The organism is Aristaeella hokkaidonensis (assembly GCF_018128945.1).
Lineage (GTDB): Bacteria > Bacillota > Clostridia > Christensenellales > Aristaeellaceae > Aristaeella > Aristaeella hokkaidonensis.
In genome coordinates this window covers 1,346,433-1,371,539 of the sequence record NZ_CP068393.1, presented here as the reverse complement: position 1 = coordinate 1,371,539, position 25,107 = coordinate 1,346,433, and the positions used below count along the sequence as shown (strand labels likewise).

Genomic DNA, 25,107 nt, shown 5'->3' with positions numbered 1-25,107 from the left:
GGGCACACTCCCTTCGATTAAATATCATCGTCAAGGTCAAGATCCGACAGGTCTTCTACGCTGAAGTCTTCAAGGTCTTCCGTGCTGGCTTCGGCAACAGAGAAATCATCTTCGCTGTCCTCTGCTTCATCTTCAGCACCGAAGGACAGGTCGTCCTCGGACATGCTGAAGGCTTCTTCAGCAGCGGCTTCCACTTCCTCGTTCTCTTCGGCAGCAGCTTCGCCTTCGCCTTCCGGCCTTGCGGTGACGGAAGCGCGCATAGCATCAGCTTGCGGCATATCTTCGGGATCGAGTTCGGGAATTTCGATTTCGTTCCGGGCGGCATCCAGCACGCGGATATCCAGGCTCAGGGCCTGCATTTCCTTCAGCAGGACCTTGAAGCTCTCAGGCACACCCGGGTTCGGGATGTTCTGACCCTTGATGATCGCTTCGTAGGTCTTGACGCGGCCGACGGTATCGTCGGACTTCACGGTCAGGATTTCCTGCAGCGTGTTGGCAGCACCGTAAGCTTCCAGAGCCCAGACTTCCATTTCACCGAAGCGCTGTCCGCCGAACTGGGCTTTACCACCCAGAGGCTGCTGGGTAACAAGGCTGTAGGGACCGGTGGAACGGGCATGCATCTTGTCGTCGACCAGATGGTGCAGTTTCAGGAAGTACATGATACCGACGGTAACAGGGTTCTCGAAGTAGTCGCCGGTACGGCCGTCGCGGACGCGGATCTTACCCTGGTGGAAGAGGGCCTTGCCTTCTTCATCCAGAGCCAGACGCAGGGGCTTGCCGTTATGGAAATGATATTCGTTTACGTGAGGATCGTTCTCATCTTCCGGAGCGGACATCTTCTTTTCAGCCAGTTCCAGATGTTCAAGAATTTCCTCGTAGGTGGCGCCGTCGAAAACGGGGGTGGCAATGTGCCAGCCCAGTGCGCGGCAGGCCAGGCCCAGGTGCACTTCCAGAACCTGACCCAGGTTCATACGGGAAGGAACGCCCAGGGGGTTCAGCACGATCTGCAGGGGAGTACCGTCGGGCAGGAAGGGCATATCCTCTTCACGCAGAATGCGGGAAACAACACCCTTGTTACCGTGACGGCCTGCCATCTTATCGCCGACGGAAATCTTACGCTTCTGGGCGATGTAGATGCGGACCATTTCGTTGACGCCGGGGGAGAGCTCGTCCTTGTTCTCACGGGTGAAGACCTTGACATCAACAACGATGCCGCCTTCGCCGTGGGGAACGCGCAGGGAGGTATCCCGGACTTCACGGGCCTTTTCACCGAAGATGGCGCGCAGCAGACGCTCTTCGGCGGTCAGTTCAGTTTCACCCTTGGGGGTAACCTTACCGACCAGGATATCGCCGGCGTGCACTTCGGCACCGATGCGGACGATACCGCCTTCATCCAGATCCTTGACCGCGTCGTCAGAGATGTTCGGGATATCCCGGGTGATCTCTTCCGGTCCGAGCTTGGTTTCGCGGGCTTCGGATTCGAACTCTTCGATATGGATGGAGGTGTAAATGTCTTCCTTGACCAGCTTTTCACTCAGCAGGACAGCGTCCTCGTAGTTGTAGCCTTCCCAGGTCATGAAGCCGATCAGGGCGTTGCGGCCCAGACCGATTTCTCCCTTTTCAGTGGAAGGACCGTCAGCCAGCAGGTCGCCTTTTTCGATCTTCTGGCCCGCGGAAACCACGGGATGCTGGTTGATGCAGGTGGACTGGTTGGAACGGGCAAACTTGGTGAGGGTGTAGGTGTGACGCTCGCCGAAGTTATCACGGATGATAATCTGGTCGGCATCCACCTTTTCCACCACGCCGTCTTCCTTGGCCAGGATAACAACGCCGGAGTCATGGGCGGCGCGGTATTCCATACCGGTGGCGACGAGGGGTGCTTCGGGAACCAGCAGCGGCACAGCCTGACGCTGCATGTTGGAACCCATCAGAGCACGGGTAGCGTCGTCGTTTTCCAGGAAGGGAACCATGGCGGTGGCAACGGAAACAACCTGACGGGGGCTGACGTCCATGAAGTCGACCTGGGAAACAGGCACTTCGACGATTTCAGCCTTGTCACGGACCGTGATACGGTCCTGCACGAAGGTTCCGTCGGGATTCAGGGGCTCGTTGGCGGTGGCGACCTTGTACAGGTCTTCCTCGTCAGCGGTCATGTAGTCAATTTCATCCAGCACGCGGCCATTTTCCTTGTCCACGCGGCGGTAGGGAGCTTCGATGAAGCCGTACTCGTTGATGCGGGCATAGGTGGCAAGAGAACCGATCAGACCGATGTTAGGACCTTCAGGAGTCTCGATCGGGCAGATACGGGCGTAATGGCTGTAGTGCACGTCGCGGACCTCGAAAGAGGCGCGGTCGCGGTTCAGACCGCCGGGGCCCAGGGCGCTCAGACGGCGCTTGTGGGTCAGCTCAGCCAGGGGGTTGGGCTGGTCCATGAACTGGGACAGCTGGGAAGAACCGAAGAACTCCTTGATCGCGGCGCTGACGGGACGGATGTTGATCAGGTCACCGGGCTTGATGTCGGTGGAATCCTGAATGGACATACGCTCACGCACCACGCGCTCCAGACGGCTCAGACCGATGCGGATCTGGTTCTGCAGCAGTTCGCCGACGCTGCGCAGGCGGCGGTTGCCCAGATGGTCAATGTCATCCGTGGAACCGATGCCGTAGGGCAGGCCCAGCATATAGTTGATGGAGGAAACAACGTCATCCGGAATGATGTGCTTCGGCACGAGGGCGGCGACGTTTTCCTTCACGGCGTCGAAGAGCTGATCCGGCTCCACGGAGGAGATGATCTGCTGCAGGGTGGGCAGGTGAACCATCTCGAGGATGCCGGCATCCTTCGGATCGAAGGGCAGGTAAGCAGCGGCGTCAACAAAGTTGTTGCCGACGACCTTGCGGATCTGGCCTTCGCAGTCCAGCATGACGGTGTTCACACCGGCGTTCTGGATCTCACGGGCCACATCCAGGGCAATGGTATCGCCCTTCTTGACCATGACTTCGCCGGTCTGGGGATTGATGATATCTTCTGCCGCCACATGGTTATGGATACGGGTGGCGATGGAAAGCTTCTTATTATACTTATAGCGGCCAACCCTCATCAGGTCATAACGCTTGGGATCAAAGAAGAGGGAGTTGAAGAGATTGGTGGCGCTTTCGAGACTGGCGGGTTCGCCGGGCTTCTGGCGCTTGTAGATCTCGATGAGGCCTTCTTCTCTCGTCTTGGCGTTGTCACCCTTCTGGATAGTGGCCATGAGGCGCTCGTCTTCACCCATGATATCGATGATTTCGGCGTCTGTGCCGTAGCCCAGGGCGCGCAGAATCACGGTGATGGGCAGTTTGCGGGCACGGTCAATACGGACCCACAGCACATCGTTGGAGTCCGTCTCATATTCGAGCCAGGCACCGCGGTTCGGGATGATCTGGGAAGAATAGAGCTTTTTGCCGGCTTTATCGTACGCAACGTCAAAATAGACGCCGGGAGAGCGGACCAGCTGGCTGACGATCACGCGCTCGGCACCGTTAATGATGAAAGTGCCATGGTCGGTCATGAGGGGAAAGTCGCCCATAAAAACGTCGGATTCCTTGATTTCACCGGTCTCCTTATTCTTCAGGCGAACAAACACCTTCAGCGGCGCCGCGTAAGTGATGTCGCGCTCACGGCAGCGTGCAATGGAATTCTTCGGCTCGTCCAGAGAATAGTCCACGAACTCCAGCACAAGATTCCCATTGTAGTCAGTAATGGGAGAAACATCGGCCAGAACTTCGCGCAGATCGGTATCGAGAAAGCGCTGATAAGAGTTCTTCTGTACCTCAATCAGGTTGGGCATTTCGAGAACTTCATCAATGCGTGAGAAGCTCATACGTTCGCGGAGCTTCCCCATGTGGACCTCGTGTACCATGTTTTGAAATCACCCCTTATTTTGTCCGACCAGAACGTCCCGGGACCCCGGAAAAAATTGGACTTGCGTTTCACACTGAAGCTGTGTAAAATAAGGAAGTCAAATTGGGTTTCCAGGCACCAAGACGATACTGATGCAATTATAAATTCTAACATAGGGTTGACAGAAAGTCAACGATATTTTGTCTGTAATTGCATAATATTATATATTTTAAATAGGAAGGTTTCGGTTTTGATCAGAAAACTGCTTTTCAGAACGGCTGCGCTGCTTACGGCCGTTCTGATTTTAATGACGGGGACAGGCTTCGGAGAAGGGGTATCGCTGGTACCGCCCACGCCGGAGGCTCCTGAAGGTATCTTCATGGGAAGGCCCACCCCGGCACCAACGCCCGAACCGCCGGACGTGGTGGTGAATAATGCCCGCACGCCCCAGGATATTCCGGATTTCCGTTTTCCGAAGGACGCGAAACTGTTTGAAATCTGGTTCCCCAACATCCGGGATGCGGATGAAGCGATCCTGATGTATGACGGCCAGGTGTGGATGATTGACTGCGGGGATGAACGGGCGGCGACACGGGGAGTACCGCTGCTGAAACAGCTTGGAATCGAAAAAATCGATATCCTGTTTAACAGCCATCTGCATCATGACCACATCAACGGCCTGGCGATTACCGATGATACGGCCAAGGTGGGAGAGGTGAGGATCTGCTTTCCGCCGGATCTGACAGAAAGCGGCCTGAAGATGCTCCAGGTTGCGGAAGAACGGAACATCCCTGTCAAGGAGTATAAGGACGGCGATTCATTCTCCATGGGGGACGGGGAAGTGAAATTCCTGTTCCTGAAGAATGATGAAAGCTACCTGGATATGAACAACCAGAGCGCCCAGACGCTGATCACCTACGGTGACAGGCGCATCCTGTTTACGGCGGACATGGAAGCGCCGGGACAGAAGGTGATGATCGACCGCATCGGGGGCGATCTCCTGAAGTGCGATATCGTCAAGTATCCACATCACGCCAAGCATGACCTCTATTCGCCCTTTTATGAGGCGATGGAAGCGAAGCTGGCCATTGTGACCTCTGTGGAAGGCAGGGGAGACGCCGGGCAGCTGGCCATCGACTACAGGGGACTGCCGGCCGTCTATACGGCTTCCAGTTCTTCCTTTACCCACCTGGTGACAGACGGACACTACTGGCTGTGCGAAAAAGTTGCCATAAAATAAATCCCGCTTTTGCGGGATTTATTTTCAATTCACAATTCATAATTCACAATCGGAATGACTGGATGAATGAACGCGTCAAAAAAAGATGATTTCCTATATAATAAGACTCGGTTTTGGGAAAAGCATAAATAATTATGAATTATGAATTGTGAATTATGAATTAAAGATCAACTCTGTTGATCAAACCCGTTGACAATACTTTACAACAATGATATGATAGTCGAGTTGCAGTGTGCTTCCGGGAGAAGTGCGCCCTTTTTGAGCGCCAGACCGGGATGCGGAAGGAGGGACTGAGACGCATGGAAATGCTGAAAACGGCCGGCAGCCGGAAGGTGGTCGGAACGAAACAGGTCATCCGTGCGCTGAAGGCCGGAACCGTATCAAAAGTATACGTCTGCAGCGATGCTGACACCTTCATCTACCAGCAGGTAGTCAGGGCGGCTGAGGAAGCCGGTATCCTCTGTGTGAGGGCAGCATCCATGAAAGAACTTGGGATGATCTGCGGAGTGGACGTACCCACCGCTGCCGCCGGATTGCTCAAGGCGTAAGTCACTTTAGAGGGTACACAAATTGCCTTCCAGATCCTGAGGGTTGCGGGATCTTGAGGATATTATTCAGGAGGTGCTCTAATGCCCACAATTAATCAGCTTGTCCGTAAGGGCCGTGAGCGGGTGACCAAGAAGCCCACCGCTCCTATTCTGCAGGGATGTCCCCAGAAGCGCGGTGTGTGCCTGAGCGTTAAGACTCAGACTCCCAAGAAGCCTAACTCTGCTCTGCGGAAAATCGCGAGAATCCGCCTGACGAACTCCATCGAAGGTACCTGCTACATCCCCGGTATCGGTCACAACCTGCAGGAGCATAGCGTTGTGCTGATCCGTGGCGGCCGTGTGCGGGATCTGCCCGGCGTTCGTTATCACATCATCCGCGGTGCTCTGGATACCGCCGGTGTTGCCAAGCGGATGCAGGCTCGTTCCCTGTACGGCGCGAAGCGCCCGAAGAAGTAAGTCTTAAGCTGCCGCCGCAGTCTGAAACGGTGATAATCCGCGCCTGAGGTACTGTTGTTCTTCGGAACAGGAATGACAGAGAATCAGGAAGCAGGCGGAGTAAGCCGGCCGGTATAATCGTGACCGGGGTCGTGTGATGCTGACGCATGACCGGAAGAAGAGGAAGCGAATCACTTACATCAGGACTATTATTGAGGAGGGAAACCTATGCCCCGTCGCGGTTTTGTACCGAAGCGTGAAGTGCTGCCGGATCCCGTTTACGGAACCACGGTAGTTACGAAACTGATCAACCAGATTATGCTTGACGGAAAGCGCGGAGTTGCGCAGAACGTCTGCTATGAGGCTTTTGAAGCCGTTGCCGAAAAGACCGGCAAGGCTGCGACCGACGTTTTCCAGGAAGCCCTGAACAACGTTGCTCCGCAGCTGGAAGTTAAAGCCCGCCGTGTAGGCGGCGCCACCTATCAGGTGCCTATTGAGATCCGTCCCGAGCGTCGTCAGACCCTGGCCCTGCGCTGGATCGTCGACTTTGCCCGGAAACGCGGTGAGAAGACCATGGCCGAACGCCTGGCTGCCGAACTGCTGGACGCCTCCAACAACACAGGCGCTGCGGTGAAACGTAAAGAAGAAATGCACCGTATGGCAGAGGCCAACAAGGCATTCGCTCATTACCGCTGGTAATAATCGTAAGCATTTCATCAATTGTAACAACAAAGGTGCTGCTGAAAGGAGCAATTGCCAAGTATGCCCAGAAGCCATCCACTTGAAAGAGTCCGGAACATCGGTATTATGGCTCATATCGACGCCGGAAAAACAACCACTACCGAGCGGATCCTGTTCTACACAGGTAAGAATCACCGCATCGGTGAAACGCATGAAGGTACGGCCACCATGGACTGGATGGCCCAGGAACAGGAGCGCGGCATCACGATCACGTCTGCTGCCACCACTTGCTTCTGGCACGATCCCCATGACCCGAAAAATGCGAACAAACAGTATCGGATCAACATCATTGACACGCCCGGCCACGTGGACTTCACCGTTGAGGTGGAACGCAGCCTTCGCGTACTGGACGGCGCTGTAAGCGTCTTCTGTGCCAAGGGCGGCGTTGAACCCCAGAGTGAAACAGTCTGGAAGCAGGCGGAGACCTATCGTGTTCCCCGCATGGCGTACGTCAATAAGATGGACATCACCGGCGCGGATTTCTTCCGCGTGGTGGACATGATGAAGGACCGCCTCGGCGCCAACGCCGTTCCGATCCAGCTGCCCATCGGTAAGGAAAACACCTTCCGCGGCATTATTGACCTGGTGCGTATGCGCGCTGAGATCTACTATGATGACCTCGGACAGGATGTACGTGATGAGGAAATCCCCGCCGACATGAAGGAGATTGCCGAAGAGTATCGCGCAAACCTGCTGGAGAAGGTTGCTGAGACCGACGACGCCCTGATGGAGAAATTCCTGGAAGGTGAAGAACTGACCGAGGAAGAAATCCGCAGCGCCATCCGTAAGTGCACCATCGCCTGCACCATGAACCCTGTTCTGTGCGGTACCAGCTACCGTAACAAGGGTGTGCAGCCGCTGCTGGACGCGGTGGTCGAGTATATGCCCAGCCCGCTGGATATTCCGGCGATCGAGGGTATCGACCCCGATGATCCCGAGAAGAAGATGGAACGTCATCCTTCCGATGAAGAACCCTTCTCCGCACTGGCGTTCAAGATCATGGTCGATCCGTTCGTCGGTAAACTGGCTTTCTTCCGCGTATACAGCGGTAAGCTGGAATCCGGCAACTACGTGATGAACTCTACCAAGCAGAAGCGGGAGCGTATCAGCCGTATCATGCTGATGCACGCCAATCACCGTGAAGAGGTTGATACCATCTACACTGGTGAAATCGCCGGCGCTGTGGGTCTGAAGGACACCACCACAGGCGATACCCTCTGCGATGAGAACAACCAGATCATCCTGGAAAGCATGGTCTTCCCGGATCCGGTTATCGAAGTGGCTATCGAGCCCAAGACCAAGGCCGGTCAGGAAAAGATGACTTACGCCCTTCAGCGTCTGGCTGAAGAGGATCCCACCTTCAAGACCTACACCAACCAGGAAACCGGTCAGACCATCATCGCCGGCATGGGCGAACTCCACCTGGAAATCATCGTGGACCGTCTGCTGCGCGAATTCAAGGTCGAAGCAACCGTGGGTAAGCCCCAGGTTACTTACAAGGAAACCATCCGCAAGCCCGCCAAGGCCGAAGGACGTTACGTCCGTCAGACCGGCGGTCACGGTCAGTATGGTCACTGCTGGATCGAGATCGAACCCCAGGAGCCTGGCAAGGGATACGAGTTCGAGAGCCGGATCGTCGGCGGCGTGATTCCGAAAGAATTCATCAGCCCCATCGATGCGGGTATCCAGGAAGCTGCCAAGAGCGGCGCCATCGCCGGCTACGAAGTGGTCAACTTCAAGGCTGCTGTTACGGACGGTTCCTATCACGATGTGGACTCCTCCGAAATGGCATACAAGATCGCTGCCAGCATGGCTTTCAAGGAAGCCGTCAAGAAGGCCGATCCCTGCCTGATGGAGCCCATGATGAAAGTGGAGATCATCGTTCCCGACCAGTACCTGGGCGACGTGATGGGCAATGTGTCCAGCCGCCGCGGCCGGGTGGAAGGCACAGAAGTGCGCGGCCAGGATCAGATCATCCATTCCTTTGTTCCGCTGAGCGAGATGTTCGGCTACACCACAGACCTTCGTTCCCGTACCCAGGGCCGCGGCATGTTCACCATGCAGTTCGACCACTACGAGGAAGTGCCGAAGTCTGTTGCTGAAAAGATCATCGGCCGCAAGAGCGCGGACTGATCGGGTAACATAAAGTAACTGTAACTGATAACTGATATTACAAGGAGGAAACTCAAATGGCTAAGGGACGTTATGAACGGACAAAGCCCCATGTAAACATCGGTACCATCGGTCACGTTGACCATGGCAAGACCACCCTGACCGCTGCGATCACCATGACCCTGGCGATTAAGGGCGAAGCGCAGGCTATGCGCTATGACGAAATCGACAAGGCTCCCGAAGAAAAAGCACGTGGAATCACCATCAACACCGCTCACGTTGAGTACGAGACCGCCAAGCGTCACTATGCTCACGTGGACTGCCCCGGCCACGCTGACTATGTTAAGAACATGATCACCGGTGCTGCCCAGATGGACGGCGCTATCCTGGTGGTTTCCGCTCCCGATGGCCCGATGCCCCAGACCCGTGAGCACATCCTGCTCGCCCGTCAGGTTGGCGTGCCCTACATCGTCGTGTTCATGAACAAGACCGACATGATGGACGACGAAGAGCTGCTGGAGCTGGTTGAAATGGAAATCCGTGAGCTGCTGAGCAGCTACGACTTCCCCGGCGACGACATCCCGATCATCAAGGGTTCCGCTCTGAAGGTTCTGGAGTACCTGCAGGCCGGCGGCACCGACGTTGACAACGCTCCCGAGTGCAAGTGCATCTGGGAACTGATGGACGCCGTTGACAGCTATATCCCTGAACCCGAACGTGCAACCGACCAGCCCTTCCTGATGCCCGTCGAAGACGTGTTCTCCATCTCCGGCCGCGGCACCGTGGCTACCGGCCGTGTTGAGCGTGGTACCGTTAAGGTGTCTGATCCGGTCGAAATCGTCGGCCTGATGGACAAGCCCCGGAACACCGTTGTTACCGGTGTTGAAATGTTCCACAAGCTGCTGGACCAGGCAGAAGCCGGCGACAACATCGGCGCCCTGCTGCGTGGTATCCAGAGGAACGAAGTCGAGCGCGGCCAGGTTCTGGCTAAGCCCGGCAGCATCCATCCCCACACCCACTGCATCGGCCAGGTGTACGTGCTGACCAAGGAAGAAGGCGGCCGTCATACCCCCTTCTTCAACGGCTATCGTCCCCAGTTCTACTTCCGGACGACTGACGTTACCGGCAACATCAAGCTGCCCGACGGCGTGGAAATGGTGATGCCCGGCGATAACATCGACATGGAAATCACCCTGATCACCCCCATCGCTATGGAGCAGGGACTGCGCTTCGCTATCCGTGAAGGCGGCCGTACTGTTGGTTCCGGCGTTGTGGCCAAGGTCATTGAGTAATCAAGTCAGGAGGGAACCCAAATGGCAAACGCCGCCCGTACAAAGGTGTGCCTGGCTTGCACCGAGTGCAAACAGCGCAACTATAACAACATGAAAAACAAGAAGAACACTCCGGATCGCATTGAGCTCCAGAAGTATTGTCCCTTCTGCAAGAAGCACACAACTCATCGCGAGACCAAGTGATCCAACACCTATCAAGCTGTGAGGATGTGAAAGAAGTGTCTGAGACGAAGAAAGCGGTTGAAACCGCCGAGAAAGCCGTCCGGAAATCCGGAGAGAACAAGCTGAGCAAGATTATCAGCTGGTTCGCCAAGCTTCCCGCACGGATCGCCAAGCCCTTCAAGAACATGTTTTATGAGCTGAAGAAGGTAACCTGGCCCAGCAAAGAAAAGCTGATTACCTATTCCATCATCGTGCTCGTATTCATGCTCTTCATGGGTGTTGTGATCGGTCTGCTGGACATGGGCGCGTCCGCATTGGTTAAGATGCTGGTCGTGTAACATAGGAGAGTAAAGACATGGCTGAAAACAAGAAGGAGCCTTGCTGGTACGTTATCCACACCTACTCGGGCTACGAGAACAAGGTGAAGGATACGCTGGAAAAGTCCGTGGAAAACAACGGAATGCAGGACCTGATCCTTGAGGTTCGGGTTCCCATGGAGGAAGTTGTTGAAATCCGGAACGGAAAGCGCGTAAAGAGCACCCGTAAGGTTTATCCCGGCTATGTGCTGGTGCACATGATTGAAACCAGCGAAAGCTGGTATGTCGTGCGGAATACCCGCGGCGTTACCGGCTTTGTGGGACCGGATTCCAAGCCTGTTCCGCTGACGCAGGAAGAAGTCGACATGATGCTCAACACTGAGCAGTCCAGCGTGGACTTCGGCTTCGCGATCGGCGAGCATGTCCGGATCCTTTCCGGTCCGCTGGAGAATTTCAGCGGTGTAGTGGAAGACGTCGATACCGTACGCGGCAAGCTGACTGTCAAGGTGCAGATGTTCCTTGGCCGTGAGATGCCTGTTGAGGTCGATCTCGATCAGGTCGAGAAGGAAGACTGATTCCGCTCCTGTGATTCTGTTTGTTGCAAAGGGAACAGCCCTTTGAGGCTGTTCCCATGCATCGCCCTGTCCGTTGACGGGGTGCGACGTGGGAGGAAGCCAAGCGCTTCCGCTCTACCACAATTTTTATGGAGGTGCCACTCAAATGGCAAAGAAAGTACAGGCTTACATTAAGCTGCAGGTTCCTGCCGGCAAGGCAACGCCCGCACCGCCTATCGGTCCCGCTCTGGGCCAGCATGGCGTGAACATTCCCGGATTCTGCAAAGAGTTCAATGACCGTACCGCCAAGGAAGCCGGTCTGATCATCCCCGTGGTGATTACCGTCTACACCGACCGTACCTTCACCTTCATCACCAAGACGCCTCCGGCGCCCGTGCTGATCAAGAAGGCTCTGAACCTGCAGAAGGCCAGCGGCCGCCCCAACAAGGAAAAGGTTGGCCAGCTGACAAAAGAACAGGTTCGTAAGATCGCTGAGACCAAGATGCCCGACCTGAATGCCGGCAGCATCGAAGCCGCTATGAGCATGGTAGCCGGTACCGCCCGCAGCATGGGCGTGACCGTCGAGGAATAATGTGCTACAGCCGGTCATTGACGCTCAGCGGAAATGAATACGGCAAATGCAGCTATGGGGCATAGCCCCTGACAATGTGGGAGGACAAAGTGCCGCTATGACCACAATGGAGGAATAATAGAATGAAACACGGCAAGAAGTATAACGACAGCATTAAGCTGATCGACCATCTGAAGCAGTATGACCCCGAAGAGGCCGTCGATCTGGTGCTCCAGACCGGTAAGGCCAAGTTCGACGAGACTGTCGAAATCTCCGTCCGCCTGGGTGTTGACCCCCGCCACGCTGACCAGCAGGTCCGCGGCGCCGTGGTTCTGCCTCATGGTACCGGCCGCACCATCCGTGTGCTGGTTATTGCCAAGGGCGACAAGGCAAAGGAAGCTGAGGAAGCCGGTGCCGATTTCGTCGGTGCTGAGGACATGATCCAGAAGATCCAGCAGGAGAACTGGTTCGACTTCGACGTCTGCGTTGCCACGCCCGATATGATGGGTATGGTCGGCCGCATCGGTCGTGTGCTGGGCCCGAAGGGCCTCATGCCCAACCCGAAGTCCGGCACCGTGACCATGGACATCGCCCGCGCGGTGAACGACATCAAAGCCGGTAAAGTGGAATACCGTCTGGACAAGACCGCTATCATCCACTGCCCGATCGGCAAGGTGTCCTTCGGCAAGGAAAAGCTTCAGGAGAACCTGAACGTGCTGATGGAAGCCATCAACAAGGCGAAGCCCGCGGCCGCCAAGGGAACCTACATGAAGAGCGTTTACCTCTCCAGCACCATGGGTCCCGCTGTCCGCGTGAATCCGCTGAAGTTCTAAGCAATCAAATAAAAGTGCTTCTGACATTTGTCAGAAGCGCCTTTTTTGATTAATGAATACTGAAAACTTAAAACTTTGCGATCGCCGTATTCCATTTCTGCATCGTCATAGACTCGCAGAAATGGACGGCTGTAGCATGGGAGGCATTAGCCGTGCTAAAGCACGGATGCCTCCTCAATAACTGAAAAATGGCGGAAAGGACAGCTTTCTTCGGGAAGCTGTCCTTTTTCATTTAATTATGAATTATGAATTGTGAATTCATTTCGGGGAACGCAAATGGAACGTTGAATAGCTCTTTTTGGAACATCCCATCTGTAGAATGTTTTTTCGGGCGGCGAAATGCGGCCTGAATAAAAACTCCGGAGGAATGGGAAAATGTACTTTGACGCTATCGCAAAAATCGTATCTGAACGGACCGGGTGTGATGTATCTGAGATCAAACCTGAAAGCAAATTCGCTGAACTGGGCATTGACTCCCTGGACACGGTGGAGCTGCTGATGAACCTGGAAGACGAAATCGGCATCGAGATTGAACTGGACCGGAAAGTGGAAACCATTGACGACCTGGATAAGTTCATCCAGAGCAAGCAGGGATAAGAAAATGATCAAGTCGGCAATTTGTGAGATGCTCGGGATCGAGTATCCGGTTTTTCAGGGAGGCATGGCCTGGATCGCGGACGGGAAGCTGGCGGCGGCCGTGTCCAATGGCGGGGGGCTGGGTATCATAGCGGCCGGGAACGCTCCTGGCGAATACGTCAGGGAGCAGATCCGGGAAGCCCGGAAGCTGACCGGAAAGCCGGTGGGCGTCAACATTATGCTGCTGAGCCCTTACGCGGATGAAGTGGCACAGGTTGTGACCGAGGAAAGGATTGAGGTGGTAACCACGGGTGCCGGCAATCCTTCCAAGTACATGAAGGACTGGCTGGAAGCCGGTATCAAGGTCATACCGGTGGTGGCTTCGGTAGCCCTGGCAAAGCTGATGACCCGGCTCGGTGCTTCCGCCGTGATCGCGGAAGGCGGAGAAAGCGGCGGCCATGTAGGGGAACTGACGACCATGGTGCTGGTGCCCCAGATCTGTGACGCAACTAACCTGCCGGTAATCGCGGCAGGCGGCATTGCGGACGGCAGGGGCGTTGCGGCGGCCTTCATGCTGGGAGCCTGCGGGGTGCAGATGGGTACCCGGTTCTTAAGCGCAGAGGAATGCAGCATTCATCCCGCCTATAAGGAGAAAATCCTGAAGGCAACAGACCTTTGCACCATGGTGACCGGCAGGCGCCTGGGACATCCTGTCCGCAGCCTGCGTACGCCCTTTGCCAGGGATTATGCCAGGGCGGAATACGGCGGCATGCCGGATGCGGAGCTGGAAGCCCTGGGCACAGGTGCGCTGCGGCGTGCCGTACAGGAAGGGGACAACGAAAAGGGGTGTTTCCTTTCAGGGCAGATTGCCGCCATGGTGAAGAAAGAACAGCCGGCGGCTGAAATTGTGAAGGAAGTGATGGAGGAGGCGGAACCGCTCCTCCTGAGGGCAGCCCAATGGGTAAAATAGCATTCGTTTTTTCCGGACAGGGCGACCAGTATCCGGGTATGGGAAAGGAACTGGCAGAGAAATACGCCGCCGCGGAAACGGTTTACGCGGCCTGCGACGGATTTCGTCCCGGCACATCCGCCCAGTGCTTTGAAGGGACGGAAGAAGAACTCAAGGACACCCGGAATACCCAGCCCTGCCTGTTTGCGACGGAACTGGCGGCGGCCTCTGTGCTGCTAGATAAAGGCGTGACGCCTGAGGCTGTGGCGGGCTTTTCCCTGGGAGAGGTTGCCGCGGCGACTGTCAGCGGCATGTTTGACCTTGAAACAGGTTTCCGTCTTGTCTGCAGGCGCGGAGAGCTCATGCAGCGGGAAGCCGATAAGTTTGACACGTTCATGGCGGCGGTTGTGAAACTGACACAGGAAGAAGTGCAGGAAATCTGTGACAGGTACCCGGAGGTTTATCCGGTGAATTTCAACTGTCCGGGGCAGGTCACCGTTTCCGGGTTGAGCGCACAGATGACAGGCTTTCTGGAAGACGTGAAGACCGCCGGCGGCCGGGCGATTCCCCTGAAGGTGAAAGGTGCTTTCCATTCGCCCTTTATGAGGGAGGCGGCCAGGGCGTTTGCGGAAGAGCTGGCGCGGACTGCGTTCAGGGAAAGAAAAATCACGCTCTATTCCAACCTGACGGCAAAGCCCTATACAGAAAGTGCGGCCGGCCTGCTTTCCGGGCAGATCTGCAGCCCGGTACAGTGGGAGAAGATCATCCGGAATATGATCGCCGATGGAATAGATACCTTTATCGAGATCGGTCCGGGGAAAACCCTTTGTAACATGATCAAAAGGATCGACGGAGGGGTAAGGACAGCAACTGCGGCAGAATATCTGGCAGAGGTGGAAGCATGCTGAAAGGAAAAACAGCCATAGTAACCGGAGGCTCCCGGGGGATCGGCAAAGCCATCGCCTGCAGGCTGGCTTCACTGGGAGCGAACATTGCCGTCATTTACGCCGGCAATACGGAAGCCGCGGAGAGTGTATGCCGCTCATGCACAGAAGCATACGACGTGGAAGCCAGGGCGTACCGGTGTGATGTGTCGGATTTCGCGGCCGTGAAGGAAACCGTTGCTCAAATCAAAACGGATTTCGGAACGGTGCATATCCTGGTCAACAACGCGGGCATTACCCGGGACGGGCTGCTGGCCATGATGAAGGAAGAGGATTATGACGCCGTGCTGGATACCAACCTCAAAGGCGCTTTCAACATGATCCGTCACTGTGCCGGCCTGTTCATCCGGAACCGGGAAGGCTGCATTATCAATATCACGTCTGTGGCGGGAATCATGGGCAACGCGGGACAGTGCAACTACTCGGCCTCCAAGGCCGGCCTTATTGGCATGACCAAGTCCGCGGCCCGGGAACTGGCGCCGAAGGGAATCCGCTGCAATGCCATTGCGCCCGGGTTTATCGCCACCGACATGACCGGAAACCAGGCGGACAATCCGCTGCTGAACGCCATTCCGCTAGGCCGGATGGGGGAAACAGAAGACGTGGCGGAAGCCGCGGCATACCTTGCGACAGCAAAATACGTTACCGGCGAAGTCCTCCGTGTGGACGGCGGTATCGCGATGTAAGGAGAAACAGGATGAGTGAATACAGAAGAGTCGTAGTTACGGGCATCGGCGCGGTGACTCCGCTGGGAAACACCGCGGCGGAGACATGGGCGGGCATGAAAAGCGGAAAGAACGGTATCGCGCCCATAACGCTTTTTGATACAGAGAACTTCAAGGCAAAACTGGCTGCTGAAGTCAAAGGCTTCGATCCCCGTGAATACCTGGAGGTCAATGAGGTGCTCCGGACAGACCGGTACGCGCAGTTCGCGGTGGCAGCCGCAAAGCAGGCAGCGGACGAAAGCGGCATTGATGGGAAGGTGGATCCGGATCGCTTTGCCGTAATCTTCGGTACGGGGATCGGCGGGATCAGCACCTTTGAGAAAGAGCATTCCACGCTGCTGGAAAAGGGCGCCCGCCGGGTTTCTCCGCTGATGGTTCCCATGATGATCAGCAATATGGCGGCGGGGATGATTGCCATCCGACACGACTGCCGCGGCTCCGTCATGCCCGCGGTTACCGCCTGCGCTTCCGGTTCCAACGCTATCGGCGAGGCGATGCGCCTGATCCGCCACGGATACGCCGACGCGGTAATCACCGGCGGCGCGGAAGCGGCGATTATTCCGTCCGCCATTGCCGGGTTTGCGAACATGAAGGCCCTATCTGTGGCTGAAAACCCGGAGGAAGCCTCCCTGCCTTTCGATAAACGCAGGGGCGGGTTTGTGATGGGCGAAGGCGCGGCGGCTCTGGTGCTGGAGGAATATGAGCACGCGAAGAAGCGCGGTGCCCGGATCTACGGAGAGGTATGCGGCTACGGATCCACCTGCGACGCATACCATATTACCGCGCCGCATCCGGAAGGCCGCGGCGGCATCCGGGCCATGGAAGAGGCCATGCAGGAAGCCGGCTGTACGGAGAAGGACCAGGTGTACGTCAATGCCCACGGTACCGGCACTCCGATGAACGACGCAATCGAGACCGTCGTGATCAAAAAGGCGCTGGGAGAGGAAGCGGCCAGGAAAGCCTGGGTAAGTTCCACCAAGTCCATGACCGGCCACATGCTGGGTGCGGCAGGCGCGGTGGAAGCGCTGGCCTGCCTTTATGCCCTGGAGGAGGGCATCATTCCGCCCACCATCAACCTGAAGGAGCAGGATGAGGCCTGCGACCTGAACTGCACCGCGAATAAGGCAGCCAAAGCCGGGATTACGCTGGCGCTTTCCAACTCCCTGGGTTTCGGCGGCCATAACGCGTGCCTGGCTTTCAGAAAGGTGTAAGGAAATGAAGGAAACAGAGATTCGCAAATATGCCGGACTGATGAAGGAACTGGGACTGACCGGGCTGGAGATGACGATCGGGGACAGCAAAGTACGCCTGGAACGGTCCGCTCCTGTGCAGGGGACCGGCAGCCTGGCTGCTGTGCAGGAAACGGTTCCCGCTGTACAGGCGGCTCCGGAGAACAAGGACTATATCAGCGTGAAATCCCCGATTGTCGGCGTGTTTTATGCGGCTCCGGCGGAGAAGGCGGAATCCTATGTGAAAGCAGGAGATTCCGTGAACAAGGGACAGACCCTCTGCATTATTGAAGCCATGAAGCTGATGAACGAGATCGTCGCCGAAGACGACGGGGTGATTTCGGAAGTCTGCGTGACCAACGGACAGGTCGTGGAATACGGCACGGAGCTGTTCCGGATCAGGAGGTAAGGACTGTGAACAGGGAAGGAATCATGCGGATACTGCCTCACCGGGAAAACCTGCTCCTGCTGGACGACGTAGAAAACCGGGACGGAGCCGCTGTCGGGCACTATACCATACGCGGGGATGAGTTTTTCCTGAAAGGGCATTTTCCTGGCAATCCCATTGTGCCCGGGGTGATTCTCTGTGAGATCCTGGCACAGTCCGCCTGCGTGCTGCTGCAGGATGCGATGAGCGGCGGAAAACTGCCGGTCTATACAGGACTCAACAACGTGAAATTCCGGTCCCCCGTAAAGCCCGGAGACCGGGTGGAGACACAATGCCGGATCAAGAGGGTCAAACATCCTTTTTATTTTGCGGAGGGTACGGTGACCGTGGACGGGAGGCTCTGCGTATCCGCTGAGTTCTCCGTTGCGATTACAGGAGCGTAAATCATGTTTTCAAAAATACTGATTGCCAATCGCGGGGAAATTGCTGTCCGGATTATCCGGGCCTGCAAGGAGATGGGCGTGGCCACGGTGGCTGTCTATTCCGAGGAGGACCGGAACGCCCTGCATGTGGCGCTGGCGGATCAGAGCTACTGCATCGGCGGAGCGGAAGCCTCCGGCAGCTACCTGAATGAGAACCAGATCATCAGTACCGCCATCCTGGCAGGAGCCCAGGCGATTCATCCCGGCTACGGCTTTCTGTCGGAGAACGCGCATTTCGCCCGCATGTGCAGGAAGAACGGGCTGGTCTTTATCGGCCCGGATCCCGAAAGCATGGAGCGGCTCAGTGATAAGGCGGTGCTGAAGGAGCTGATCCGGGATACGGGACTGTCGGTGATTCCCGGTACCAAGGCGGTAACATCCGTGGAGGAAGCCAGGAAAGCGGCGGCCCGGATCGGCTATCCGGTGATGCTGAAGGCCTGCGCGGGCGGAGGCGGCCGGGGAATCCGGCTGATCCACGGGGCGGATGAACTGGAGGACGCCTATCTGCAGGCAACGGCGGAGGCTGTCAGCGCCTTTGGCGATGGCAGCGTCTATCTGGAGAAATACATTTTCCCGGCCCGGCATGTGGAACTGCAGATCCTGGCGGACGAGCACGGGAACGCGGTATGCCTGGGGGACCGGGACTGCTCATTGCAGCGGCGGAACCAGAAACTGCTGGAGGAAACCCCGTCTCCCGCGGTCAGTGAGGAACAGCGCAGGAAGATGATCGACCTGGCGGTGGACGCGGTCCGGAAAATCGGTTATGTGGGCGCCGGAACGCTGGAGTTTTTACTGGATCAGGACGGGAACTTCTGGTTTATGGAAATGAACGTCCGGCTGCAGGTGGAGCACTGCGTGACGGAGATGCTGACCGGTATCGACCTGGTGAAGTGGCAGATCCGCATCGCGGCGGGTATTCCGCTGAACATCACCCAGGAGGAGATCCGGATGACCGGATCCGCAATTGAATGCCGGATCAACGCGGGCAGCTGCGGCATGCTGAAAATGCTTCATGTTCCGGGCGGGCCCTCGGTGCGGTTTGATACCTGCCTGGTCCAGGGAACGGTGGTTTCTCCGTATTATGACTCGCTGCTGGGCAAGCTGATTGTTTTTGCGAAAACAAGAGAGGAAACCCTGCGTAAAATGCGGGCAGCCCTCTGTGAACTGGTGATTGAAGGAATCCAGACGAATATCGTGGAGCAGCTTCGGATTGTGGAGGATGAACGCTTCATCTCCGGCAATTACGACTTATCTTTTATGGGAAACAGGTGACGGAATGGCATTGTTGAATTTTATGAAACCCATGAATCAGCTGGAAGAAGGCGGGCGGACTTCCGCACCCGTCCAGCGCGATGCCGGCGAGCCTGAAAAGAAATGCCCGAACTGCCATAAAGAAATACCCCTGAGCCGCCTGTGGGCCAATGACCTGGTCTGCGCCTGCGGATATCATTTCCGGATGAAAGCGCGTCAGCGCATCCAGATGATCGCGGACAAGGACAGCTTCCGGGAACTGTTTTCCGGAATGCAGGCGGATAACCCGCTGAACTTTCCGGGATACCGGGAAAAGATTGAGACAGTCCGTGCGGCCAGCGGCGAAAAGGAAGCGGTTGTCTGCGGCACGGCCATGATCGGAAAGCAGAGAAGCTGCTTGTTCGTCATGGAATCCTACTTTATGATGGGCAGCATGGGAAGCGCTGTCGGGGAGAAGATCACCTCCCTGTTTGAATATGCCGTGCAGTACCGCCTGCCGGTGGTCGGGTTTACCGTGTCCGGAGGCGCACGGATGCAGGAAGGGCTTTTATCCCTGATGCAGATGGCCAAGACCAGCGCGGCGGTGAAACGGCACAGTGACGCGGGACTTCTGTATGTTGCCGTGCTGACGGATCCCACGACGGGCGGGGTCACGGCCAGCTTTGCCATGGAAGCCGATATCATCCTGGCGGAGCCCGGCGCGACGGTGGGCTTTGCGGGGGCAAGAGTGATTGAGCAGACGACGAAGAAGGCCCTGCCGGAAGGGTTTCAGACGGCGGAGTTTGTGCTGGAACACGGTTTTGTGGACAGCATTGTGCCCCGGTCAGCCCAGAAGAAATACCTGGCTGATATCCTGCAGATGCATGACGGGAGGGCGGTCTGATGAGCGACGCGGCGTATAAGCGGGTCAGGACTGCCCGGAATAACGACAGGCCGACGGGACTGGATTATATCCGGCACATTTTCAGGGGATTTATCGAATTCCACGGGGACCGGCGGTATGCGGATGATCCTGCCATTGTCGGCGGAATCGCCCGGCTGGACGGCAGTCCCGTGACGGTGATTGCCATTGAGAAAGGACACACGGCGAAGGAACGCACGGGACGGAACTTCGGCGCGCCGAATCCGGAGGGATACCGCAAGGCGCTGCGGCTGATGATGCAGGCGGAAAAGTTCGGCCGGCCGGTGATCTGCCTGATCGATACCTCCGGGGCGTTCTGCGGGATCGGAGCGGAAGAACGGGGTCAGGGACAGGCGATTGCCGAAAACCTGATGGCGATGTCCACCCTTTGTGTGCCCGTTATTTCGATCCTGATCGGCGAAGGCGGCAGCGGCGGCGCCCTGGCACTGGCGGTGGCGGACAGGGTATGGATGCTGCAGAACGCGGTCTATTCCGTGATCTCTCCGGAGGGATGCGCGAGCATCCTCTGGAAAGACGCTGCCAAGGCCGAAACCGCGGCGGCCAGCCTGAAACTGACGGCAGAGGACGCAAAGAGCCTGGGCGTGATCGAGCGGATTCTTTCTGAAAAGGAAATCGGAACAAAGGCATTCTATGACCGAATCCGCACCCTGCTGAAGGAAGAACTGGAAGAGCTGTCTGCGGATCCTGACCTGGTGGGGAAACGGTATGACAGGTTCCGCAAAATCGGTGCCGGTGCGGTGATGAAGGAGTCAGTATGAGCATATACCAGAAATTCTGCCATGAAGTGACCGATGAAAACGGTATGCTGAAGGAGATCAGGCTGGATTATCCGGAGAACTTCAACTTCGGCTATGACGTGGTTGACCGGATCGCGGAGGAAACCCCGGACAAGCGCGCGCTGGTGTGGTGCAACGCTGAAGGGGAGGAACATATATTCAGTTTTGCAGAGATCCGGCGCTGCAGCAATCAGATGGCCAATGTATTCCGGGATGCGGGTATCAGGCAGGGAGACCGGGTGATGCTGATCCTTAAACGCCACTATGAATACTGGTTTGCGGCCATTGCCCTGCACAAGCTGGGGGCAGTGATGATCCCGGTGACCCATATGCTGACGGTCAGCGATCTGGTATACAGGCTCAAGGCGTCTCCTGTAAAAGCCATTGTCTGTACGGCGCAGAACCAGGTACCGGAGAAGGTGCGGGAAGCCCTGAAACAGTCCTCCCTGGACGCATGGCTCTGGTGCGTGCAGGCCGAGGCGGAAGGGTTTGAAAATCTGACAGCGGCCATGCAGGCGTCACCGGACACAATGGACCGGGTTCCGACGAAGGCAGACGATCCGATGATCCTGTACTTCACTTCAGGTACAACGGGATATCCGAAAGGCGTGATCCACAGTTACAGTTATCCGCTGGCTCATATTGTGACAGCGAAATACTGGCAGCAGGCGGAGGATAACGGCCTCCACTTTACGGTGGCGGAAACAGGCTGGGCGAAGGCTTCCTGGGGAAAGCTTTACGGCCAGTGGCTGGTGGGCAGCGCCGTGATGGTCTATGACTTTGACAATTTTGAGCCGAAACAGCTGACTCATATCATCAATCAATACGGGGTGACTTCCTTCTGCGCGCCGCCGACTGTATATCGCTACCTGGTCCGGAAGGGCATTCCCGATATGCCGACGCTGAAGCATGCCTCCACAGCCGGGGAAATGCTGGCGCCGGAGGTGTTCCGCAGGTTTACAGAGCGCACGGGGCTTGCCCTCTGCGAAGGCTATGGCCAGACGGAAACGACCCTGCTGCTGGCCAACTTCAAAGGGACAAGCGCAGTGGAGGGCTCCATGGGCGTGCCGTCACCCTTCTATCACATTGAACTGCGCAACAAGCAGGGTAAACCCGCGGGGGTGAATGAGACGGGAGAGGTTGTGATTGTGCCGGAGAAGCCGGGAAAGCAGACCGGCGTATTTACCGCCTACCTGGATAATGAAAAACAGTACCGCCACGTATGGCGTGACGGAGTCTATCACACCGGGGATGCGGCCTGCATGGATGAAAACGGCCGCTACTGGTTCCGGGGGCGTTTTGACGATATCATCAAGACTGGCGGCTACCGGGTAGGTCCCTATGAAGTGGAGAATGTACTGCTGGAGCATCCCGCTGTGGCGGAGTGCAGTGTGATCGGCGTACCGGATCCGCTCCGGGGGCAGGCCATCAAGGCGGTGATTGTTCCCGGCAGGGAATATACGCCCACCCGGGAGCTGGAGCATGAAATCAAGGAGTTCTGCAACGGGCGGCTCGCCGAGTATAAGTGGATCCGCCTGATTGAATTCGCGAAGGAAATGCCAAAAACCATCAGCGGGAAAATCCGGAAGGGGCTCCAGCGGAATCAGGCATATACCGGGCAGATTTGAAAAAAAGTCAGTTTTCAAGTATAAATATGTACGATACAGCTTTGCCTTTTTTACAAATCTTATCGGCAGGAATCCATTTCTGCGAAAGGAGTTGTGATGAACAGATTGAACAATACGGAAGACATACTCAGCCGGCGGATCAGCGGCTTCCATCAGTACCAGCTGAATGAGCCGGTGCATCTGACCTATGTAAGCCGTAATCTCTGTGAGATGGTGGGATACGCAGAGGATGAACTGTTGGATGACAGCAGGGATCTGTATGAACTGCTGGTTCATCCGGCGGACCGGGAGAAGTATTCCGGACTGATCCGTGAAGGGACGAAAGGGGAGCAGACCCTGACCGGGGAGTACCGCCTTGTGAAGAAGGACGGTGCGGTGATCTGCGTAAGGGATACCCTGACTTCCCGTAGACTGGACGACGGCACGTATGAAGGCAATTCCGTGCTGACGGACATCAGCGACCTGAAGAAAGAAAACAGTGATCTGCAGTTCCTGAATGAAACCATTCCCTGCGGATTTATGAAATATACTTGCGAAAAGCAGCCAAGGCTGACCTATATCAACCAGAAAATGATCGATATCCTGCGCTGCCCGGCGGTCCGGGAAGGAGAACTGGATTATCTTGAAATGTATAAGGGAAATATCTTCCTGATGGTTCCGATGGAGGAACAGCGCCGGTTTTCCAAATACCTGAACCGTGTCTATTCGGCGGACGCACCCATTGCCGGGGAGATGGCCCTGCTGCGCTGCGACGGAACCCGGGCCTATGTTTTCGGCTGGGTCACAAAGACCGTCAATGAGGAAGGGGCGGAGGAATTCCAGAGCGTCTGCATGGACATCACCGCCAGGCACCAGATGCGGAAGGACGCCGAAACCAGACGCTATATGAAAGCCCTGACCGACGTCTATGACAAGATTTTTGAATTCAACCTGGATTCCAATACGGTTAAATGCCTGCACTGTGAAGACGGATCCTCCTTCAAAATGTTTGAAAACGTCCCCATGCTGATTGATGAAGCGCTGGACAAGTGGACTCTGGGTGCGGTGGAGGCGGAATCGCGGGAGAAGTTCCGCGGCTTTTTCCGGGATTTCTGCCAGAAAAGACTGTATGAACCGGACGCAAAGCCGCCCCAGATTACCTACAACGCCCGCTCCGGCAGCGGGGAGATGAAACAATATACAGGCATCTTTATCAAGGTGGATGATTCGGTGAGCTATTACTGCTGCCGCCGGATCCAGGAGACAGGCAAGGAGCATGTGCTGCAGACGGAAAACGATGAACTGAAGCAGAACATGAAGGACCTGGTCATGCAGTTCTCTGACGGACTCGCCGCCTTTGAGGTTTCGGCGGACGGTCAGGTCAAACCGCTCTATGCCAGCGATAACGTGCAGGAGTTCTTTGGATATACGGAAAAAGAATGGGCCCTCCTGACCGAAAAGTTCACGCCGCTGGAAAGCTTTGTCGCCTACAGCGAGGCGGCCTATGAGGACTATCTGGAACTGCTAAGGGCCGGTGAGGCGGAATATACCTATTTCGATTACGGCACGGAAACGGAGCGGAAGATCAAGGCCATCTGCTCCCCGAAGGAGTCCGGCGGCAAAACGCCGAGATACGTCATGCTGTACCAGGTGGAGGATACGGAACCGGACGGGAAGAAAACACTGCCGGAGAACCGTACGGTCTCCATCCGCACCTTCGGTTATTTCGACGTATTTGTGGGAGACAAGCCCATTGCATTCCGCAACAAGAAATCCAAAGAGCTGCTGGCACTGCTGGTGGACCGCCGGGGAGGCTATATCACCTCGGAGGAAGCAATCGGATTCCTGTGGGAGGATGAACCGGCCAATACGGTGACCATGTCCCGGTACCGCAAGGTGGCCCTTCGCCTGAAGAACACCCTGGAGGAATACGGTATCTCGGACATTGTGGAGTCGGTGGACGGAAAACGCCGTATTGTGATGGAGAAGGTGCAGTGCGACCTGTATCAGTACTGTTCAGGCAGGGAGGAATATGCCAACCTGTTCAAGGGAAGCTACCTGACCAATTACAGCTGGGGGGAAACCACCCTCGGCGAACTATCAAACAAACCGGAGTGAGCCAATGAGTAAATATATCCATAAAGTCCATTACTATGAAACAGATAAAATGGGGATTACCCATCATTCCAACTATATCCGTTTTATGGAAGAAGCAAGGATGAATTATCTGTCTGAGACGGGGCTTTCCATGTCCCGGCTGGAGGCGGAGGGGATTGCTTCTCCTGTGGTCTCGCTTACCTGCAACTACAAGTACCCGAGCACTTATGACGATGAGATCGAGATCGAGGTAAAGCTGACCCAGTATACCGGGGTGAAGATTTCGCTTTCCTATGTGATGCGGAACGTCCGGACCGGAAATGTGGTGGCGGAGGCAGCGTCTGATCACTGCTTTATCGATACGGCGGGAAGGCCGGTTGCGATTAAGAAGGCGATTCCTGATCTTGATGCTGTGCTGAAAGAGATACTGAACGGATGAAAAAAGAACCTGCTGCGGCAGGTTCTTTTTGAATTCA

25 protein-coding genes are annotated in these 25,107 nt (G+C 56.2%); 24 read left to right on the top strand and 1 reads right to left on the bottom strand.

What is annotated here, in order from left to right:
* Positions 1–17: 17 nt before the first annotated feature.
* Complete coding sequence (rpoB, locus tag JYE49_RS06265) at positions 18–3,899, bottom strand: DNA-directed RNA polymerase subunit beta (RefSeq protein WP_093958535.1); 3,882 nt, start codon at positions 3,897–3,899, stop codon at positions 18–20.
* Positions 3,900–4,130: 231 nt separating this feature from the next.
* Here rpoB and JYE49_RS06260 point away from each other — a divergent pair, with 231 nt between their 5' ends.
* The 24 genes from JYE49_RS06260 (at position 4,131) to JYE49_RS06145 (ending at position 25,070) form a co-directional block, all read left to right on the top strand.
* Positions 4,131–5,120, top strand: a complete 990-nt coding sequence (locus JYE49_RS06260) for an MBL fold metallo-hydrolase (protein ID WP_093958536.1) — start codon at positions 4,131–4,133, stop codon at positions 5,118–5,120.
* Between the two features lie 299 nt (positions 5,121–5,419).
* Positions 5,420–5,668 carry a ribosomal L7Ae/L30e/S12e/Gadd45 family protein gene (locus tag JYE49_RS06255; RefSeq protein WP_283399482.1) on the top strand — a complete coding sequence of 83 codons (249 nt, stop codon included), beginning with the start codon at positions 5,420–5,422 and terminating at the stop codon, positions 5,666–5,668.
* 81 nt (positions 5,669–5,749) lie between these two features.
* Positions 5,750–6,124 carry a 30S ribosomal protein S12 gene (gene rpsL, locus JYE49_RS06250; protein WP_084097567.1) on the top strand — a complete coding sequence of 125 codons (375 nt, stop codon included), beginning with the start codon at positions 5,750–5,752 and terminating at the stop codon, positions 6,122–6,124.
* 207 nt (positions 6,125–6,331) lie between these two features.
* The gene (rpsG, locus tag JYE49_RS06245) at positions 6,332–6,802 is read left to right on the top strand and encodes a 30S ribosomal protein S7 (protein ID WP_084097569.1); all 471 of its coding nucleotides are present in this window, start codon (positions 6,332–6,334) and stop codon (positions 6,800–6,802) included.
* A gap of 63 nt (positions 6,803–6,865) precedes the next feature.
* A complete protein-coding gene (fusA, locus tag JYE49_RS06240; RefSeq protein WP_093958537.1) occupies positions 6,866–8,977 on the top strand; it encodes an elongation factor G in 2,112 nt (703 codons plus the stop codon).
* A 56-nt stretch (positions 8,978–9,033) separates the two neighbouring features.
* Positions 9,034–10,248, top strand: a complete 1,215-nt coding sequence (gene tuf / locus JYE49_RS06235) for an elongation factor Tu (RefSeq protein ID WP_304583099.1) — start codon at positions 9,034–9,036, stop codon at positions 10,246–10,248.
* Between the two features lie 21 nt (positions 10,249–10,269).
* Positions 10,270–10,431, top strand: coding sequence for a 50S ribosomal protein L33 (gene rpmG, locus JYE49_RS06230; RefSeq protein ID WP_093958593.1), 162 nt, complete (start codon positions 10,270–10,272; stop codon positions 10,429–10,431).
* A 35-nt stretch (positions 10,432–10,466) separates the two neighbouring features.
* Complete coding sequence (gene secE / locus JYE49_RS06225) at positions 10,467–10,748, top strand: preprotein translocase subunit SecE (protein ID WP_179217461.1); 282 nt, start codon at positions 10,467–10,469, stop codon at positions 10,746–10,748.
* 17 nt (positions 10,749–10,765) lie between these two features.
* Complete coding sequence (gene nusG / locus JYE49_RS06220) at positions 10,766–11,302, top strand: transcription termination/antitermination protein NusG (protein ID WP_093958592.1); 537 nt, start codon at positions 10,766–10,768, stop codon at positions 11,300–11,302.
* A 145-nt stretch (positions 11,303–11,447) separates the two neighbouring features.
* A complete protein-coding gene (gene rplK / locus JYE49_RS06215) occupies positions 11,448–11,873 on the top strand; it encodes a 50S ribosomal protein L11 (protein WP_084094932.1) in 426 nt (141 codons plus the stop codon).
* Positions 11,874–11,995: 122 nt separating this feature from the next.
* Positions 11,996–12,685, top strand: a complete 690-nt coding sequence (gene rplA, locus JYE49_RS06210) for a 50S ribosomal protein L1 (RefSeq protein WP_093958591.1) — start codon at positions 11,996–11,998, stop codon at positions 12,683–12,685.
* A gap of 375 nt (positions 12,686–13,060) precedes the next feature.
* Complete coding sequence (locus tag JYE49_RS06205) at positions 13,061–13,282, top strand: acyl carrier protein (RefSeq protein WP_093958590.1); 222 nt, start codon at positions 13,061–13,063, stop codon at positions 13,280–13,282.
* Positions 13,283–13,286: 4 nt separating this feature from the next.
* A complete protein-coding gene (gene fabK / locus JYE49_RS06200) occupies positions 13,287–14,231 on the top strand; it encodes an enoyl-[acyl-carrier-protein] reductase FabK (protein WP_093958589.1) in 945 nt (314 codons plus the stop codon).
* Positions 14,219–15,118: an ACP S-malonyltransferase gene (locus JYE49_RS06195; RefSeq protein WP_093958588.1), complete on the top strand. Its 900-nt coding sequence runs from the start codon at positions 14,219–14,221 to the stop codon at positions 15,116–15,118. The genes fabK and JYE49_RS06195 overlap by 13 nt, the downstream gene beginning before the upstream one ends.
* Positions 15,112–15,840 carry a 3-oxoacyl-ACP reductase family protein gene (locus JYE49_RS06190; protein WP_093958587.1) on the top strand — a complete coding sequence of 243 codons (729 nt, stop codon included), beginning with the start codon at positions 15,112–15,114 and terminating at the stop codon, positions 15,838–15,840. The genes JYE49_RS06195 and JYE49_RS06190 overlap by 7 nt, the downstream gene beginning before the upstream one ends.
* Before the next feature lie 11 nt (positions 15,841–15,851).
* The gene (gene fabF / locus JYE49_RS06185) at positions 15,852–17,090 is read left to right on the top strand and encodes a beta-ketoacyl-ACP synthase II (protein WP_093958586.1); all 1,239 of its coding nucleotides are present in this window, start codon (positions 15,852–15,854) and stop codon (positions 17,088–17,090) included.
* A 4-nt stretch (positions 17,091–17,094) separates the two neighbouring features.
* Positions 17,095–17,517 (top strand): acetyl-CoA carboxylase biotin carboxyl carrier protein, encoded by a 423-nt coding sequence (gene accB / locus JYE49_RS06180; protein ID WP_093958585.1) that lies wholly within the window; start codon positions 17,095–17,097, stop codon positions 17,515–17,517.
* 5 nt (positions 17,518–17,522) lie between these two features.
* Entirely contained in the window at positions 17,523–17,939 is a 417-nt protein-coding gene (locus tag JYE49_RS06175; protein ID WP_093958584.1) for a 3-hydroxyacyl-ACP dehydratase FabZ family protein, read from the top strand.
* 3 nt (positions 17,940–17,942) lie between these two features.
* A complete protein-coding gene (locus tag JYE49_RS06170; protein ID WP_093958583.1) occupies positions 17,943–19,250 on the top strand; it encodes an acetyl-CoA carboxylase biotin carboxylase subunit in 1,308 nt (435 codons plus the stop codon).
* A gap of 31 nt (positions 19,251–19,281) precedes the next feature.
* Complete coding sequence (accD, locus tag JYE49_RS06165; RefSeq protein ID WP_283399485.1) at positions 19,282–20,112, top strand: acetyl-CoA carboxylase, carboxyltransferase subunit beta; 831 nt, start codon at positions 19,282–19,284, stop codon at positions 20,110–20,112.
* Complete coding sequence (locus tag JYE49_RS06160; RefSeq protein WP_093958581.1) at positions 20,112–20,909, top strand: acetyl-CoA carboxylase carboxyltransferase subunit alpha; 798 nt, start codon at positions 20,112–20,114, stop codon at positions 20,907–20,909. The genes accD and JYE49_RS06160 overlap by 1 nt, the downstream gene beginning before the upstream one ends.
* A complete protein-coding gene (locus JYE49_RS06155) occupies positions 20,906–22,555 on the top strand; it encodes an AMP-binding protein (protein ID WP_093958580.1) in 1,650 nt (549 codons plus the stop codon). Before JYE49_RS06160 ends, JYE49_RS06155 begins: the two co-directional genes overlap by 4 nt.
* 96 nt (positions 22,556–22,651) lie before the next feature.
* Positions 22,652–24,652 (top strand): PAS domain-containing protein, encoded by a 2,001-nt coding sequence (locus tag JYE49_RS06150; protein WP_093958579.1) that lies wholly within the window; start codon positions 22,652–22,654, stop codon positions 24,650–24,652.
* 4 nt (positions 24,653–24,656) lie between these two features.
* Entirely contained in the window at positions 24,657–25,070 is a 414-nt protein-coding gene (locus JYE49_RS06145; RefSeq protein ID WP_093958578.1) for an acyl-CoA thioesterase, read from the top strand.
* The last annotated feature ends 37 nt before the right edge of the window (positions 25,071–25,107 follow it).

Coding starts and splice junctions, on each gene's coding strand:
- rpoB (WP_093958535.1), bottom strand. CDS start 3,899: ATGGTACACGAGGTCCACATGGGGAAGCTCCGCGAACGTATGAGCTTC.
- JYE49_RS06255 (WP_283399482.1), top strand. CDS start 5,420: ATGGAAATGCTGAAAACGGCCGGCAGCCGGAAGGTGGTCGGAACGAAA.
- rpsL (WP_084097567.1), top strand. CDS start 5,750: ATGCCCACAATTAATCAGCTTGTCCGTAAGGGCCGTGAGCGGGTGACC.
- rpsG (WP_084097569.1), top strand. CDS start 6,332: ATGCCCCGTCGCGGTTTTGTACCGAAGCGTGAAGTGCTGCCGGATCCC.
- fusA (WP_093958537.1), top strand. CDS start 6,866: ATGCCCAGAAGCCATCCACTTGAAAGAGTCCGGAACATCGGTATTATG.
- tuf (WP_304583099.1), top strand. CDS start 9,034: ATGGCTAAGGGACGTTATGAACGGACAAAGCCCCATGTAAACATCGGT.
- rpmG (WP_093958593.1), top strand. CDS start 10,270: ATGGCAAACGCCGCCCGTACAAAGGTGTGCCTGGCTTGCACCGAGTGC.
- nusG (WP_093958592.1), top strand. CDS start 10,766: ATGGCTGAAAACAAGAAGGAGCCTTGCTGGTACGTTATCCACACCTAC.
- rplK (WP_084094932.1), top strand. CDS start 11,448: ATGGCAAAGAAAGTACAGGCTTACATTAAGCTGCAGGTTCCTGCCGGC.
- rplA (WP_093958591.1), top strand. CDS start 11,996: ATGAAACACGGCAAGAAGTATAACGACAGCATTAAGCTGATCGACCAT.
- JYE49_RS06205 (WP_093958590.1), top strand. CDS start 13,061: ATGTACTTTGACGCTATCGCAAAAATCGTATCTGAACGGACCGGGTGT.
- fabK (WP_093958589.1), top strand. CDS start 13,287: ATGATCAAGTCGGCAATTTGTGAGATGCTCGGGATCGAGTATCCGGTT.
- JYE49_RS06195 (WP_093958588.1), top strand. CDS start 14,219: ATGGGTAAAATAGCATTCGTTTTTTCCGGACAGGGCGACCAGTATCCG.
- JYE49_RS06190 (WP_093958587.1), top strand. CDS start 15,112: ATGCTGAAAGGAAAAACAGCCATAGTAACCGGAGGCTCCCGGGGGATC.
- fabF (WP_093958586.1), top strand. CDS start 15,852: ATGAGTGAATACAGAAGAGTCGTAGTTACGGGCATCGGCGCGGTGACT.
- accB (WP_093958585.1), top strand. CDS start 17,095: ATGAAGGAAACAGAGATTCGCAAATATGCCGGACTGATGAAGGAACTG.
- JYE49_RS06170 (WP_093958583.1), top strand. CDS start 17,943: ATGTTTTCAAAAATACTGATTGCCAATCGCGGGGAAATTGCTGTCCGG.
- accD (WP_283399485.1), top strand. CDS start 19,282: ATGAATCAGCTGGAAGAAGGCGGGCGGACTTCCGCACCCGTCCAGCGC.
- JYE49_RS06160 (WP_093958581.1), top strand. CDS start 20,112: ATGAGCGACGCGGCGTATAAGCGGGTCAGGACTGCCCGGAATAACGAC.
- JYE49_RS06155 (WP_093958580.1), top strand. CDS start 20,906: ATGAGCATATACCAGAAATTCTGCCATGAAGTGACCGATGAAAACGGT.
- JYE49_RS06150 (WP_093958579.1), top strand. CDS start 22,652: ATGAACAGATTGAACAATACGGAAGACATACTCAGCCGGCGGATCAGC.
- JYE49_RS06145 (WP_093958578.1), top strand. CDS start 24,657: ATGAGTAAATATATCCATAAAGTCCATTACTATGAAACAGATAAAATG.